The sequence below is a fragment of the Cellulomonas shaoxiangyii genome (assembly GCF_004798685.1).
Taxonomy (GTDB): Bacteria; Actinomycetota; Actinomycetes; order Actinomycetales; family Cellulomonadaceae; genus Cellulomonas; species Cellulomonas shaoxiangyii.
Window position 1 is genome coordinate 688,375 of record NZ_CP039291.1, and the last position, 13,744, is coordinate 702,118.

17 protein-coding genes and 1 tRNA gene are annotated in these 13,744 nt (G+C 74.5%); 7 read left to right on the forward strand and 11 right to left on the reverse strand.

Annotated features, from left to right (window positions below):
- Nucleotides 1–4 precede the first annotated feature (4 nt).
- Genes E5225_RS03130 through E5225_RS03150 form a run of 5 tightly spaced genes read right to left on the reverse strand, consistent with a single transcriptional unit; the run spans nucleotide 5 to nucleotide 1,913 of the window.
- A complete protein-coding gene (locus tag E5225_RS03130; RefSeq protein WP_135972614.1) occupies nucleotides 5–346 on the reverse strand; it encodes a rhodanese-like domain-containing protein in 342 nt (113 codons plus the stop codon).
- Nucleotides 343–606, reverse strand: a complete 264-nt coding sequence (locus tag E5225_RS03135) for a hypothetical protein (RefSeq protein WP_135972615.1) — start codon at nucleotides 604–606, stop codon at nucleotides 343–345. The genes E5225_RS03130 and E5225_RS03135 overlap by 4 nt, the downstream gene beginning before the upstream one ends.
- Nucleotides 603–1,058, reverse strand: a complete 456-nt coding sequence (locus E5225_RS03140; protein ID WP_135972616.1) for a hypothetical protein — start codon at nucleotides 1,056–1,058, stop codon at nucleotides 603–605. Before E5225_RS03140 ends, E5225_RS03135 begins: the two co-directional genes overlap by 4 nt.
- Before the next feature lie 9 nt (nucleotides 1,059–1,067).
- Nucleotides 1,068–1,493 (reverse strand): MarR family winged helix-turn-helix transcriptional regulator, encoded by a 426-nt coding sequence (locus tag E5225_RS03145; protein ID WP_135972617.1) that lies wholly within the window; start codon nucleotides 1,491–1,493, stop codon nucleotides 1,068–1,070.
- A gap of 9 nt (nucleotides 1,494–1,502) precedes the next feature.
- The gene (locus E5225_RS03150; RefSeq protein WP_135972618.1) at nucleotides 1,503–1,913 is read right to left on the reverse strand and encodes a TIGR03618 family F420-dependent PPOX class oxidoreductase; all 411 of its coding nucleotides are present in this window, start codon (nucleotides 1,911–1,913) and stop codon (nucleotides 1,503–1,505) included.
- Nucleotides 1,914–2,086: 173 nt separating this feature from the next.
- Here E5225_RS03150 and E5225_RS03155 point away from each other — a divergent pair, with 173 nt between their 5' ends.
- The gene (locus tag E5225_RS03155; RefSeq protein WP_243738123.1) at nucleotides 2,087–2,305 is read left to right on the forward strand and encodes a ribbon-helix-helix domain-containing protein; all 219 of its coding nucleotides are present in this window, start codon (nucleotides 2,087–2,089) and stop codon (nucleotides 2,303–2,305) included.
- Nucleotides 2,302–2,652 carry a type II toxin-antitoxin system PemK/MazF family toxin gene (locus tag E5225_RS03160; protein ID WP_135972620.1) on the forward strand — a complete coding sequence of 117 codons (351 nt, stop codon included), beginning with the start codon at nucleotides 2,302–2,304 and terminating at the stop codon, nucleotides 2,650–2,652. Before E5225_RS03155 ends, E5225_RS03160 begins: the two co-directional genes overlap by 4 nt.
- A 44-nt stretch (nucleotides 2,653–2,696) precedes the next feature.
- Here E5225_RS03160 and E5225_RS03165 read toward each other — a convergent pair whose 3' ends face one another.
- Nucleotides 2,697–4,097 (reverse strand): TrkH family potassium uptake protein, encoded by a 1,401-nt coding sequence (locus E5225_RS03165; protein WP_135972621.1) that lies wholly within the window; start codon nucleotides 4,095–4,097, stop codon nucleotides 2,697–2,699.
- A 196-nt stretch (nucleotides 4,098–4,293) separates the two neighbouring features.
- Here E5225_RS03165 and E5225_RS03170 point away from each other — a divergent pair, with 196 nt between their 5' ends.
- Together E5225_RS03170 and E5225_RS03175 are read left to right on the forward strand one after the other, a co-directional pair.
- On the forward strand, nucleotides 4,294–5,424 hold the full coding sequence (locus E5225_RS03170; RefSeq protein WP_243738124.1) for a sensor histidine kinase: 1,131 nt from the start codon (nucleotides 4,294–4,296) through the stop codon (nucleotides 5,422–5,424).
- A complete protein-coding gene (locus E5225_RS03175) occupies nucleotides 5,421–6,095 on the forward strand; it encodes a response regulator (RefSeq protein WP_135972622.1) in 675 nt (224 codons plus the stop codon). The genes E5225_RS03170 and E5225_RS03175 overlap by 4 nt, the downstream gene beginning before the upstream one ends.
- 61 nt (nucleotides 6,096–6,156) lie before the next feature.
- Here the strand turns inward: E5225_RS03175 and E5225_RS03180 are convergent.
- Together E5225_RS03180 and E5225_RS03185 are read right to left on the reverse strand one after the other, a co-directional pair.
- Nucleotides 6,157–6,229: transfer RNA gene (locus tag E5225_RS03180), tRNA-Lys, on the reverse strand.
- A gap of 201 nt (nucleotides 6,230–6,430) precedes the next feature.
- Nucleotides 6,431–7,063, reverse strand: a complete 633-nt coding sequence (locus E5225_RS03185; protein WP_135972623.1) for a VOC family protein — start codon at nucleotides 7,061–7,063, stop codon at nucleotides 6,431–6,433.
- A 296-nt stretch (nucleotides 7,064–7,359) separates the two neighbouring features.
- Here E5225_RS03185 and E5225_RS03190 point away from each other — a divergent pair, with 296 nt between their 5' ends.
- Nucleotides 7,360–8,817: a thioester domain-containing protein gene (locus E5225_RS03190; RefSeq protein ID WP_135972624.1), complete on the forward strand. Its 1,458-nt coding sequence runs from the start codon at nucleotides 7,360–7,362 to the stop codon at nucleotides 8,815–8,817.
- A 105-nt stretch (nucleotides 8,818–8,922) separates the two neighbouring features.
- On the opposite strand, the gene E5225_RS03195 is transcribed toward E5225_RS03190, so the two are convergent.
- The 3 genes from E5225_RS03195 to E5225_RS03205 form a co-directional block, all read right to left on the reverse strand.
- Complete coding sequence (locus E5225_RS03195; RefSeq protein WP_135972625.1) at nucleotides 8,923–9,222, reverse strand: EthD domain-containing protein; 300 nt, start codon at nucleotides 9,220–9,222, stop codon at nucleotides 8,923–8,925.
- A gap of 70 nt (nucleotides 9,223–9,292) precedes the next feature.
- Complete coding sequence (locus E5225_RS03200) at nucleotides 9,293–10,717, reverse strand: dihydrolipoyl dehydrogenase family protein (RefSeq protein ID WP_135972626.1); 1,425 nt, start codon at nucleotides 10,715–10,717, stop codon at nucleotides 9,293–9,295.
- Nucleotides 10,714–11,277 carry a DUF308 domain-containing protein gene (locus E5225_RS03205; RefSeq protein WP_135972627.1) on the reverse strand — a complete coding sequence of 188 codons (564 nt, stop codon included), beginning with the start codon at nucleotides 11,275–11,277 and terminating at the stop codon, nucleotides 10,714–10,716. Before E5225_RS03205 ends, E5225_RS03200 begins: the two co-directional genes overlap by 4 nt.
- Before the next feature lie 106 nt (nucleotides 11,278–11,383).
- Between E5225_RS03205 and E5225_RS03210 the strand changes: the two genes are divergently transcribed.
- Together E5225_RS03210 and E5225_RS03215 are read left to right on the forward strand one after the other, a co-directional pair.
- A complete protein-coding gene (locus E5225_RS03210) occupies nucleotides 11,384–11,998 on the forward strand; it encodes a TetR/AcrR family transcriptional regulator (RefSeq protein WP_243738125.1) in 615 nt (204 codons plus the stop codon).
- Between the two features lie 134 nt (nucleotides 11,999–12,132).
- Nucleotides 12,133–13,608, forward strand: coding sequence for a calcium-binding protein (locus E5225_RS03215; RefSeq protein WP_135972629.1), 1,476 nt, complete (start codon nucleotides 12,133–12,135; stop codon nucleotides 13,606–13,608).
- Nucleotides 13,609–13,744 lie beyond the last annotated feature (136 nt).

Sequence of the window (13,744 nt, forward strand, 5' to 3'; positions counted from 1 at the left end):
GGCGTCAGTCGACCCGCTCGCCCTCGAGCGGACCGCCGGCGGCCCGCCACCCGATGAGCCCGCTCGCCAGGTCCACGACGTCGAACCCGAGCTCGGTGAGCAGCCGCGCCGCGCCGCGGGACAGCAGCCCCCCGGTGCAGAACGTGACGAGCAGGCGGTCGTCCGGGAGGTCGACCGCGCGCGCCTCGAGCTCGCGCAGCGGCAGGTGCACCGCGCCGGGGACGTGGTGGCGGGCCCACTCGCGCCCGCCGCGCACGTCGACGACCAGCGCGCCGGCCTCGACGAGGCGCACCGCCTCGCGGGCGTCGACCGACGGCACCCCGCGGAGGCGGTCGCGGAAGCTCACCGGCGTGCCTCCCGCCGCACGTTGCGGAGCGTGAGCACCCCGCCGACCACGGGCACGAGGGCGAGCAGCCGGGTGCGCAGCAGCAGGTCCCGGCCGAGCAGCGCGGCGACCGCGACCGTCAGGTACAGCGCGCCGTGCACGGGGCCGAGCGCGGACGTGACGCCGTGCGCGTGCACGGTGGCGAGGTTGGCGAGCAGGACGAGCACGCTCAGGGTCTCGAGCACGGACAGGACGCCCAGCGTGCGCAGCAGCGGCCTCACGACTCGGCGCCCGGGCGCACGACCATGAGCACGACGACGGTCGTCCAGAGCAGGTTGAACACGCCGGCGAGGCCGCGCAGCACGCGGAGCCGGGCGCCGTCGTCCGGGGTCCGGAGCGCCTCGCGCTGGATGGGCGTGATGCGCAGGACGAGGACCCCGCCGGCCACGGCGGTGAGCACCATCGCGAGCGTGATCCAGACCTCGGTGAGCCGCCCCTGCACGGCGGCGAGCACGAGCCCGATCAGGGGCACGGCGAGCGCGAGCGCGCCGTACAGCCGCGTGACGCGGTGCAGCACCGCCGCGACCGACGCGCTGCGCCCGTCGCCGTCGGCCGCCCCGCCCAACCGGCCGGCGAGCGGTGCGTACCGCGGGAAGAGGCTGGTGGTGACGGCGACGGGCCCGACGAAGAGGATGCCCGCGACGACGTGTGCGGCGAGCAGGAGGCGTTCCATACCTTCAGGCTAACTGAAGGTGGTGCTCCTGACCATGGCCTGCATCTCGGCGCGGAGCGCGTCCACCAGGCCGGGGTGCGTGGCGGCGAACCGGGCGTCGAGCTCGGCGACCCGTTCACCCGCCTCGGCCAGCAGCCGCTCGCCGGCCTCCGTCACGCGCAGCCGCGAGGCGGACCCGGCGTGCGCGGTCGCGTCCTCGACGAGCCCGGCGGCGGCGAACGCGGCCACGGTCGCGTGCGCGCTCTGCACGGTGATCCGCGAGCGCCGCGCCAGGTCGCTGAACGAGATGCCGGGCGTGCCGCGGACGTGGCCGAGCAGGCCGTACTTGCGCGTCGTGAGGCCCAGGGGCTTCAGCGCGTCGGTGAGCGCCGCGTCCCAGGTGCGCGAGAGCGTCAGCAGCGCCACCGTCGGGCTGAACGGCGGTTGCTGGGGCATGTCCGCAGGCTAGTCCTGCTTCGCGGCGCCCCAGCCGTGCCAGGACTCGATCTCCACGAGGGCGCTCACCCGCGGGCGGTCACGTGTCGGGTACGGGTTGCCGGCGTAGTGCACCGAGAGCCGGTCGATGTCGACGAGGTCCGTGTCGTCCCGCATCTCGACGACGCGGCCCCGCACGCTCACGTGCGTGTACCAGTCCTCCGCGGCGAGGGCCGTCAGCGAGACGAGCGGGTTCGCCCGCAGGTGCTTGAGGCGTGCGCGGCCGGCGTCGAGGTTGAGCAGCACGCGGCCGTCGTCCTCGAGCAGGTACCAGGTCGCGACGGTGACGGGGTGGCCGTCCGGGTGGATCGTCGCCATGACGGCGGGGTTCGGCTTCGCCAGCAGGGCGGCGACGTCGGCGGGCAGCGGCGGCTTGGGCATGGTGGGTCCCTCCCAGGGTGGTGCGGGTGCCGTCCGTGGCGGACGGTCCTATCTCCATCCTCGCCGCCGGGGCCGCTCGCCGCTGACTGCGACGCCCCTCGAGCGAACCGGCGCCCGCAGCGCTGCCACCTGTTGTGCTACCGGCGGGTAGGATTGTCGGTATGAAACTGAGCGTGAGTCTCCCCGAGGACGACGTGGCGACGCTCGACCGCTACGTCCAGCAGCACCCCGGCGCGACGCGGTCCTCGGCCGTGCAGGACGCGGTGCGCCTGCTGCGCGACCGCACCCTGCAGGAGCAGTACGGCGAGGCGTTCGCCGAGTGGACGGCCTCCGCAGATGCCTCGGCCTGGGACTCCACGTCCGGCGACGGCCGGCGCGGCGGCTCTGCGTGAGCCGGCGCGGCGAGGTGTGGCTCGTCGACCTGGAGCCGGCACGCGGCACGGAGGCGGACAAGACGCGGCCTGCGGTGATCGTCGGCAACCAGGCCGCCGTGACGGCGGCGTTCGCCTCCGGGAGGGGAGTCGTCACGGTCGTCCCCGTGACGTCGAACGTGACCCGGGTCCTGCCGTTCCAGACTGAGCTCCCGGCGGGGGAGACCGGCCTCGAGAAGGACTCGAAGGCGCAGGCCGAGCAGGTGCGCTCCGTCGACGTCGCGCGCCTCGTGGAGCCGGTCGGGTCGCTCTCGCCGAGGCTGATGCGCGAGCTCGAGCGCGCGCTGCGCCTGCACCTCTCCCTCTGATCTCCCTCTGAGGTGCGGCCGCCGGCGCGCTACCCGATCACGCGCTACCCGATCAGCGGACGGCCCTCGGGCCGGCGGAACAGCCGGCGGCGGTCCCGCAGCACCAGGGCCGAGGCGAGGGTGACCGGCCCGAGCCGCCCGGCGAACATCAGGACGATGAGGATGAGCTGGTGCCACGGGGCCAGGTCGGCGGTGATCCCGGTCGACAGACCCACGGTCGCGAACGCCGAGATGACCTCGTAGAGGATCTGGTCGAGGGTGTACGGGCTGGTCATGGCGATCGTCAGCGTGGGGACGACGACGGCGGCGACGCTGAGCAGCGCGACGGACAGCGCCTGGCGGATGACGCCGGGGGACAGCCGGCGGTCGAACAGGTGGGCGTCCGGGTCGCCGCGCAGCTCGGCGACGATCGCGACGAGGAGCACCGCGAACGTGCCGACCTTGATGCCGCCGGCCGTCGAGGCGCTGCCGCCGCCGACGAACATGAGCACGTCGACGCCGAGCAGGGTGCCGGTGTTCATCGCGCCGGGGTCGACGCTGTTGAACCCGGCCGTGCGGGGCATCACCGCCTGGAAGAACCCGGCCAGCACCCGCCCTGGCGGGTCGAGCGCCCCCAGGGTGCCGGGGTTCCCCCACTCGGCGATCGTGACGAACAGCGTCCCGCCCACGAGCAGGACGCCCGTCATGACGAGGGTGAGCCGGGTGTGCACGCTCCACTGGCGGGGCCGCCGGTTCCGGCGCATCAGCTCGATGACGACCGGGAACCCGAGCCCGCCGACGATCACGGCGAGGGCGATCGGCAGGCAGATCCACGGGTCGGTGGCGAAGCCGATGAGGTTGTCGCTGAACAGCGCGAAGCCCGCGTTGTTGAACGCCGAGACCGCGTGGAACACGCCGAGCCACAGGCTCTCCGGCCACGTGTACCCGTAGCCCCAGGCGAACCTCGCCGTGAGGACCAGGGCCGTGGCGGCCTCGACGGTGAGGCTGATCCGGGCGACCCCGAGCAGGACGGAACGCACGTCGCCCAGGCCGACGCTCTTGGTCTCCGCGGCGGCCAGCAGCCGCGAGCCGAGGCCCAGGCGCCGGGAGATCAGCAGCCCGAGCAGGGAGGCGAGCGTCATGACCCCGAACCCGCCGACCTGGATGAGCAGCAGGATCATCGCCTGCCCGAAGCCCGACCAGTAGGTGGCCGTGTCCACGACCGCGAGCCCCGTCACGCACAGCGCCGACGTCGCGGTGAACAGCGCCTCCAGCAGTCCGGCGCCCCCGCGCCCGGCGCGCGAGATCGGCAGCAGCAGCAGGACCGTCCCGACGAGCAGCCCGACCGCGACCGCCGCCACGACCGTGCGCCCGGGGTTGTGGACGCCCAGGCGCAGCGGCGTCCGCGCGAGGGACGCCGGGCGGAAGCGGGTGCCCGGGCTGCGGACATCGGGCGGGACGGCCATGAGCGTGCACACCTCGGACGTGAGCCCCGGTCGGGGGAGCGGCGCGGACCCGGGTGGGCGCGACCTCCGAGCCTAGGAACGGGTCGCGGCGGTCCACCGCAGCGGGAGGGGGTCGGGGGCGTCAAGATTCCGTTAAGAAGCGCGCCGGGTCCGACGCCGTCACCGGGTCCGCCGGGGTGTGTGCGAACCTGACGCCGTGCCGGACACGACGACCCCGCGGGGAGCCACGACGGCGGTCGTCCGCGGCGGCATCGCACCGGTGCGCACCGTCGGCGCGCTCGTGCTGGCGTCCGCCGGCCTGCCCCTGCTCACCGCGCTGCTCGTGGGTGCCCGCGAGGACCTCGCGCTCGGCAGCATGCTGCTCCTCTACCTGCTCGCGGTCGTCGTGGTCTCCGCGCTGGGCGGGCTGCTGCCGGGGCTGCTCGCCGCGGGGGCCTCGTTCATGCTCGCCAACTGGTTCCTCACCCCGCCGTTCCACACCCTCGCGGTGGAGGGCGGCGACAAGCTCGTGGAGCTCGTGGTCTTCGCGGCCGTCGCGACCGTCGTCGCCGCGACCGTCGAGCTCGCCGCGCGCGACCGCGTGCGCTACCAGCACGCCCTCGACGTGCACGTGGCCCGGGCCCGTGAGCTCGCCGCCGAGGACCGTGCCCGCGCGACCCTGCTGGCCGCCGTCGGCCACGACCTGCGCACCCCGCTCGCGAGCACCAAGGCCGCCGTCAGCACGCTCCGGCAGACCGACGTGGACTGGCCGCCCGAGCTGCGTGCGGAGCTGCTCGCCACGATCGAGCAGTCCACCGACCGGCTCACGGGCCTGGTGGCGAACCTGCTCGACATGACGCGGCTCGAGGCCGGCGCCGTGACCGCCCAGCCGGTCGCCGTCGCCCTGGACGAGGTCGTCTCGCGCGCGCTGCTGAGCGAGCACCACGCGCTGCTCGACGTGCGCATCCCCGACGACCTGCCGTTCGTCGTGGCCGACCCCGGCCTGCTCGAGCGCGTCGTGGAGAACCTCGTCGCCAACGCCGTGCGGTTCAGCCCGCCCGGGACCCCGGTCGAGCTGCACGCCGGCCTCGACCCCGCCCCCGCGCGCGGGGGCCCCACGGCGCACCTTCGCGTGGTCGACCACGGTCCCGGGATCTCGCCGGAGCGGCACGACCAGGTGTTCGCCCCGTTCCAGCGCCTCGACGACCACGACGCCAGCTCCCACGTGGGGCTCGGCCTCGCGATCGCCCGCGGCTTCACCGAGGCCATCGGGGCGGAGCTCACCCCGTCGACCACACCGGGCGGCGGGCTGACCATGACCGTGCGCCTGCCGGTGGCGGCGGCGTGAACCGCCTCCTGCTCGTCGAGGACGACACCGCGCTCAGCCGCACCCTGCACATCGGCCTGCAGGCGCGCGGCTACGACGTCCGCTCGACGACGCTGGGCGCCGAGGCCATGCCCCTGGCCCAGGAGTTCCGGCCCGACATCGCGATCGTCGACCTCGGCCTGCCGGACGTCGACGGCATCGAGGTCGTCCGCGCACTGCGCGCCTGGTCCGACCTGCCCGTGCTCGTGCTCTCCGCGCGCACCACGCAGGACGACAAGGTCGCCGCGCTCGACGGCGGCGCCGACGACTACGTCACCAAGCCCTTCGGGATGGACGAGCTCCTCGCGCGCCTGCGGGCCGCGCTGCGCCGGGTCCCCCCCGCGCAGCCCTCCTCGACGATCCGGACCGAGGAGCTCACCATCGACCGCGCCGCCCGGCGGGTCGACCGCAACGGCGCCCCCGTGCACCTGACGCCCACCGAGTGGAACGTCCTCGACGTCCTGCTGCGCGCGCCCCGCCACCTCGTCACCCAGCGCGAGCTGCTCCACGAGGTGTGGGGCCCGCAGTACGCCCACGAGACCAACTACCTGCGCGTCTACATCGCCCAGCTGCGGCGCAAGCTCGAGGCCCGCCCGTCCGCGCCGCGGCACATCCTCACCGAGCCGGGCGCGGGGTACCGCTTCGAACCGTGAGGGGTCCGCGCACGGGGCGGGGTCCTCGGGCGACGGGGGAGCGGTCCGAGCCGACCTGGGGTGGGCCCCGTGGGGATCGAACCCACAACCCGCGGATTAAAAGTCCGCTGCTCTGCCAGTTGAGCTAGAGGCCCGGGTGGTGCGGGGTTCCACCGGGGGAACCCTCGGGACAGCACCGGTGTCGTCCTCGAGCGCCGCGGGGGTGCTCTCGGTCGACGTGGTCGACCGTACCGCCTCGTCAGCGACGGGTCCGAGCGTGCGCGACGCGCGGCGCCCGGGGAGGTGCGCGCGGCCTGACCCGCCCTGCCCCAGGCTGCGGCTGACGCTCGCGCCGGTCAGGCGCCGGTGGTGACGGCCATGAGCACCGCGACGACCGTGACCACGACGGCCACCAGCACGACCGCCACGGCGACGGCCGCCAGCGCGGTCAGCCGCGGACGTGCCCGCCAGCCCGCCATGAGCCGCGCGTCGCGCGTGCGCAGCGCGCGAGGCGTGATCGGCTCCGTGACCGACGTGATCGGCACGCCGTTCGCCGCGAGGTCCTGGGCCATCGCGGTCAGCTGCGCGTGGTCCCACATCTGGCCGACCAGGTGCACGAGCGGCTTCGTGGGCCCCGCGACGATCAGGTGGTGCGTGGCGCCCGCGCCGAGGGACATGTGCGTCACCAGGGCCGCGGTCGACACCTGGGCCGCTGTGAAGCGACGCGGCCGCCCGCTGCCCAGCACGGTGTACGTGCCGTCGCCGAAGGCGAGGCGGGACCGGTCCGCCGCCCGCACGGCGGACGCGGCGGTCGCCGCGACGAGCGTCAGGCCGGCGGCGACACCCGCCACCGCGAGCCATGTGTGCCCCGTGACGACTGCGCTGGTGCCGGTGATGGCCACGAGGAACACCATGTACACGGCGACGGCGACGACGTTGGTCCGCACGACGCGACGGCGCGCGTCCGGCAGCAGGCTGAGCTCGGTCACGGGCACAGGGTGCCGCAGCAGCGCGGCTGGACCGGGCGGTGTCCTCCGGCCGGTGGCGTGTCGCGGACGGTGCCTGCCGTCCGCGCGTCCGACCGGGCAGCCCCGCGAAGGTGCCGCCGGAAGCGGTCAGACCGGACCGAATGGCGTATAAACGTCACGAAGGGCGCGCGAGCCCCGGACGGAGTTCTCGAACGAGAGTCCGCGGGGGGAGTCGTCGGTGACGTGAAGTCCGGGGGGACACGATGACAGGTCGACGTCTGGCGCGCTGGGGAGCGAGCCGCTGTGCAGCGGTCGCGGTGTTCGCAGGCCTTCTGCTGGCGCTCGGCATCGCTCCGGCACCGGCGGTCATCATCCTCGACCCGCCCCCCGTGACGCCCGTCGACGTTCCCGCCACCGACCTCGTCATCGCCACTCCTCCGAACGCCGTAGGTCAGAGACTTACCGGGTTCCTGCCCCCGGTGGGAGCGACGTTCGACCCGACGGCCGGCTACCCGAGCGGCAACCCCACCGGCTACGACCCCGGGAACCCCAGCTTCGCCGGCACCGGGCGGGTCGCGGTCGAGGACACCGGCGAGATCCTGCCGTTCTACTGCATCCAGAGTCGCGTCGGGACGTTCTCGGGCCTCGGGTACACGAACACGACCTGGGCCGAGTCGAACGTGCAGAACACCGGCTACGTCGCCAGGATCGTCAACAGCTACTACCCCGTCGTCCCGACCGAGCCGGCCGCTGCCGCGACCGACAACCAGCGCGGAGCAGCCGTCCAGGCTGCGATCTGGTTCTTCACTGACGGCTACATCGTCTCCACGGCGGACCCGGTCAGACCGCTGGTGGAGTCCATCGTGGCCGCCACCCTTCTTGCCGGCCCGCTGGCGGAGCCGTCACCGCCCGCCATCGCGATCACGCCGGCGTCCGCCAGCGGCGCGGCGGGCGCCCTCGTCGGACCGTTCACGGTGACCGCCACGGCGACCGACGGCGCGCCGACCGACGCCACCCTGGACATCCCCGCCGGCGTCACCGCGTACTCCGACGCCGCGGGCACGGTCGAGGTCGCGAGCGGTGCGCCGGTCGCGTCGGGCACCCAGATCTGGTTGCGCGGCACTACGCCCGGAACGGTTTCCCTCGGCGCGACCGCGACGGTCGACGTCCCCGCCGGCACCATCTACCTCTACGACGGGAACACGCCGGGCCAGGCGGCCGCCCAGACGATCATGCTGGCGCAGACAGGGAACATCAAGGCGGACACGACCGCCGCGGTCGAGCTGTTCGCCGCGGGCTCGCTGGTGGTCGACAAGACGATCGCCGGGGCCGCGGCGGGCGCGCAGGGCGAGGTCGTCCTCGACGTCGCCTGCACGCTGAACGGGACCCCTGTGCTCGGCCAGAGCATCACCCTCCCCGCAGGCAGCCCCGCAGGCACGACCTCCAGCAGGTACGACGGGATACCGGACGGGAGCGCCTGTACCGTCACGGAACCGACCACCGGGCAGACGGCCGCCGTCGGAGTCGTGACGGCCAGTACCGGTGACGTCACGATCGCGGCCGACACCGACGCGGTCATCACCGTGACGAACACCATCACCGTGACGAACACCTACGCCCCTCCCCGGAACGCCGGATCGTCGGACGGGGCGCCGGAACTGGCCGTCACGGGCGCCGACTCCTCGCGCCCGCTGGTCGCGCTCGCCGTGGGCCTGCTGGTCGCCGGGCTCGCCCTGGTCGGTGCCTCGCGACGGTGGGGCACTCGCCGCGGGTGATGCTCCCGCCGGCAGGGGGCCCCGAGGTCGACCGGGGTCGCCGCGTCGTCGCCCCCGTCGTCGCCCGCGTGGTGCGGCACGCGCCGCACCACGCGGGCGAGGTGGTCACTCGATGTCGGAGAAGAGTCCGGTGAACGGGGTCCCGCTGCCGACGAGACGCTGGAAGAACTCCCCGCCGGCCGGGGTGGCGACGGCCGCAGAGGCGTCGTCGTAGCCGTCGAAGTACAGGTCGAGGGTGCGGTACGCCGGGGTGGGCGTCCCGTCCTCCTTCGGCCAGACCTTGGCCGACTCGACGCGGCGGAGCCCGGGCAGCTGCGCCGCCAGGGTGCGGATCTCGGCGTACCGGACCTCGTACGCGGCGGGGTCGGCGGGGTTGTCGACGATGAGCGTGATCTTCGTGGGCATGGTGTTCCCTCTCGGTGGGTGCTGGTGCGGTGGTGGTCCTGGGCGGGTGCTCGGTGCGCGCGATCGGGTCTCAGTCGCTGTGCGGGCGGCCGTAGGCCTCCAGCAGGCGCAGCCAGACCTCGCTGATCGTGGGGTAGGACGGGACGGCGTGCCAGAGCCGCTCCAGCGGCACCTCCCCGACGATGGCGATGGTGGCCGAGTGCAACAGCTCGGCCACGTCCGGGCCCACGAAGGTCGCTCCGACGACGACGTGCCTGTCCTCGTCGACGACGAGCTTCGCTCGGCCCTCGTAGCCGTCGGCGTGCAGCGTCGCGCCGGCGACCGAGCCGAGCTCGTACTCGACCGCGCGCACGGCGACGCCCCGCGACCGGGCCTGCGCCTCCGTGAGGCCCGCGCGGGCCACCTCGGGGTCCGTGAAGACCACGTGGGGGACGGCGGCGTGGTCGGCCGTCGCGACGTGGTCGCCCCAGGGCTCGGCGTGGACGGGCGTCCCGTTGACGCGGGCGGCGATCGCCTCGCCGGCCGCTCGGGCCTGGTACTTGCCCTGGTGGGTGAGGAGCGCCCGGCCGTTCACGTCGCCCACCGCGTAGAGCCAGTCGGTCCCGGCGACGAGCATGGTGTCGTCGACCGGGAGCCAGTCCCCCGGCCGCTGCCCGACGGTCTCGATCCCGAGGTCGAGCGTGTTCGCACGTCGGCCGGTCGCGACGAGGATCTCCTCGGAGGCGACGGTCGTACCGTCGCTGAGCCGTGTCGTCACGCTCCCGGCCGCGTCCCGGTCGACCCGTTCGGGCGTGACGTGCGTGCGCACGTCGACGCCGAGCTGCGTGAGCGCCCGCGCGACGTGATCGCCGGCGAACGGCTCCTCGCGGTCGAGGAGGGTGCTGCGGGCCACCAGGGTCACGCGGGAGCCGAGCGACGCGTAGGCGGTGGCGAGCTCGGTGCCCGCGACGCCACCGCCGACCACCAGCAGTCTCGGTGGCACGCTCGGCGCGCTGGTGGCGTCGCGCGTGCCCCACGGCTGCGCGTCCGCGAGGCCCGGGACGTCGGGGAGGACGGGCAACGAGCCGGTGGCGACCGCGACCGCCGTGGCGGTGTACGCACGGCCGTCGACGTCCACGGTGCCGGGACCGGTGAGGCGACCACGGCCGCGCAGCAGGTCGATGCCCGCCGAGCGCAGCCAGTCGACCTGACCGTCGTCCTTCCAGTGGCCGGCGAAGGCGTCGCGCCGGGCGAGGACCGCCGGCACGTCCACCCGTCCGGTGACCGCCTGGCGAGCGCCGTCGAGCCGCTCCGCCGCCCGCAGCGCGCTGCCGCTGCGGAGCAGGGCCTTGGACGGCATGCACGCCCAGTAGGAGCACTCGCCGCCCACGAGCTCGGACTCGACGATCGCGACCCGCAGACCGCGCTTGGTGGCGTAGTCGGCGACGTTCTCCCCGACCGGGCCCGCTCCGATCACGATCAGGTCGTACGCGGGCGAGACCTGCGCGGCGGTCACGCGTCGGCCGCCGATCGCGTCAGACGGAGGGCGGAGACTCCGAACAGCACGCCGCCGAGCGCCGCGTACCCGGCGATCGAGGTGACCGTGGTCGCGCCGCCGAGCCCCTGGGCCAGGAACGCGAAGCCGACGAGCACCGAGAGGCCGCCGCTGACGATGACGGGCCACTGACCGCCGAGGGCGCGACGGCGACCGATGCCGGTCAGCAGCTGGGTGGCTCCGGAGAGCACGGCCCACACGCCCCACACAGCCAGCACAGCGGCTGCGGACGCGGACGACGCCCACCCGAGGGCGATCGCGGCCAGGACGCTGACCGCGATGTTGACGATCTCGCTGGTCGCGGACCGTCCGGACGCACCCGACGCGCGCAGCTCGATGAGCACCGAGGCAGCGTCGACCAGGGGGTAGACGATCAGCAGCACCGTCAGGAGCGGCGCCACGTCGGGAGCGACGAGGGCCACGAGCAGCGCCCAGACGACGGCGAAGCCGAACCGGGAGAAGGACAGCCGTCGCAGGGTCAGGGCCAGCGGCGGCGCGATGGGGGGATCGAGGGTGGTCATGGGATCTCCTTGTCGGGACAGTAGACGAACTAGTACGTCTACTATCGCGACCCTAGGCTGGGTGCAGCCCGTGACGCAAGAGGCAGCCATCAGGAAGGGGTCACCCGTGAGCGAGCAGACGACCGCGCCACCACCCGTCGGCCGCGGCCGGGGCCGCGAAGGCGTCGCGCGCGGCCGGATCCTGGACGCGGCGAGCGAGCTGTTCTACGCCCACGGCATCCGGGGCACGAGCGCGGACCGCATCATCGAGGCTGCGGGGCTCACCAAGGGCACCTTCTACCGGCACTTCCCGACGAAGACGGAGCTCGTCGTCGCCTACCTCGAGCGGCAGGCCGCGCTCGAGCGCGCGGGCTACGAGGCGGCCGTCGACCAGGCCGACCCGCTCGATGCGCTGGCGCGCCTCGCGGAGTTCATCGGCACGGTGAGCTGCATGCCCGGCTTCCGCGGTTGCGCGTTCATCAACGCCGCCGCCGAGACACCCGACCCCGACGACCCGGTGCGCGTCGTCGTCGACTCCCACCGCAGGTGGACCCACGACCTGTTCGCGGCCATCGCGGCCCGCGCAGGGGTCGCCGACCCGGAGACGGTCGCTCGGCGTCTCGTCATGCTCCGGGACGGCGCGATGATCGGGGGCTACCTCGGCGCGCCCGAGGAGATCAGCGAGACGCTGCGCGGCGCCTACCTCGCGGCCGTCCGGACAGACCTGCCCGCCGCACCCTGACCGGCCTGCCGGGGACGTCGTCCGGACGGCGCGGCTTCGTCGCACTGCGAATCTTTTCGGGCCTCGTCGGTCGCTCCACGGCCGGTCCTCGTCCCCCTATCGTGCGAAGCAACTGCCACAGGGGGGACTCGACGATGAGGCGTACCCGGATCGGCCTGACCGTTGCGACGGTCCTGGCCGCCACCCTGCTCGTGCCCGCACCGGCCTGGGCCGGTGACGTGCAGCGCGAGGAGTTCTGGCGCGTCCCGTCCGACCCGTGGCAGGTGATCGGGTTCGGCCCCACGAACGAGCCGGACGTGACCGCCCGCGGCGGCGCCCTGACGATCGGGGAGGACACGCTCGTCATGCAGCTGGAGGGCCGGTCGGCGTCCGACTGGACGGGCTCGGCGAACCGGCTGACCGGCTGGGACGTGGACTTCCGCATGCGGCTGGGGCGTGACGCCACGGTCTCGTGCTCCGCCGAGCTCGGCGGCACGCCCGCGACGCTGGTGTGGCTGGGTGACAACACCGAGCTCATGCAGCTCGGTTTCGGCCCGGGCGAGCTCTGCATCACGCACCCCTACGCGGACCAGGAGTCGATCCCCCTGGACACCCAGCGCTGGCACCGGTACCAGGTGGAGGCCCGCGGCAAGCACGTGCGGATCAGGGTCGACGGCCGCACCGTCGTGGACCGGGAGTTCAGCGGGACCGGACAGGGCACCGTGGGCGTCGGCTTCGAGACGCACGAGGGCACCTCGACGTGGGACTGGTTCCGGTACGACACCGCACCGGAGCACCGGTGCACGGTCCGCGGCACGGCCGGTGCGGACACGCTGCGCGGCACGCGCGGCGCGGACGTCATCTGCGCCGGCGACGGCGACGACCGGCTCCTCGGCCTCGGCGGTGACGACGTCCTCATCGGCGGGGACGGCGACGACACGCTGCTGGGCGGCGACGGGGGCGACCTGCTCCAGGGCGGCCTCGGCGACGACACGCTCGACAACGGCACCGGGAACGGGCGCGCCGAGGGCGGCTTCGGCGACGACCGGTTCGTCACCGGGGCGGCGCCCGACGGTGCGCAGCAGCTCGCCGGCGGGCCCGGGCACGACGTCGCCGACTACAGCGCGCGCACCGGCGGCGTGACGATCGCGCTCGACGGCAACGGCGGCGACGGCGCCCCGGGCGAGGGCGACGCGGTCGGCGCGGGGAACGGCTGGGGACAGGCGGACGTCGAGGAGGTCCGCGGCGGGCACGGGGACGACGTGCTCACCGGTTCCCCCTGGTCCTCCACGCTCGTCGGCGGTCCCGGTGCCGACCGCCTGCGCGGCAGGGACTCGGCGGACGTGCTCGACGGTGTCGACGGCGTCGAGGGCAACGACGTGCTCGACGGCGGTGGCGGGCCGGACACGTGCACGGCGGACCCCGCCGACGAGGTGCTCGCCTGCAACGACCCGAGCCCGTCGCCGACGCCCACGCCGCGGTACACGATGCCGCCACCCCCGCCGACCAGCCCGGCGCCGTCGCCGAGCCGGCCGCCCCTCACCACGCCGTCCCCGAGCGGGTCGCCGGTGGGCACGGCTGACCCGACGGCGGTCGGCACACCGAGACCGACGCCGGTCACGACGCCGTAGGCAGCGCGTCGGTTCCGTCGCGAGGTCGTGCGGCCTCGCTCCGGAGCGGGCCGCGACCGGTCCCACGACGTGTTCCCGCGCGGGGGTTCCCGTCCGGCCGGCGTGCGGCCGGACATTCCCGGACCGGCTCGGCCGG

Bases quoted from the DNA above. Each gene is read 5' to 3' on its own strand.
- E5225_RS03140 (WP_135972616.1), bottom strand. From the start codon at position 1,058: ATGGAACGCCTCCTGCTCGCCGCACACGTCGTCGCGGGCATCCTCTTC.
- E5225_RS03145 (WP_135972617.1), bottom strand. From the start codon at position 1,493: ATGCCCCAGCAACCGCCGTTCAGCCCGACGGTGGCGCTGCTGACGCTC.
- E5225_RS03150 (WP_135972618.1), bottom strand. From the start codon at position 1,913: ATGCCCAAGCCGCCGCTGCCCGCCGACGTCGCCGCCCTGCTGGCGAAG.
- E5225_RS03165 (WP_135972621.1), bottom strand. From the start codon at position 4,097: ATGGCCGTCCCGCCCGATGTCCGCAGCCCGGGCACCCGCTTCCGCCCG.
- E5225_RS03195 (WP_135972625.1), bottom strand. From the start codon at position 9,222: ATGCCCACGAAGATCACGCTCATCGTCGACAACCCCGCCGACCCCGCC.
- E5225_RS03205 (WP_135972627.1), bottom strand. From the start codon at position 11,277: ATGACCACCCTCGATCCCCCCATCGCGCCGCCGCTGGCCCTGACCCTG.
- E5225_RS03215 (WP_135972629.1), top strand. From the start codon at position 12,133: ATGAGGCGTACCCGGATCGGCCTGACCGTTGCGACGGTCCTGGCCGCC.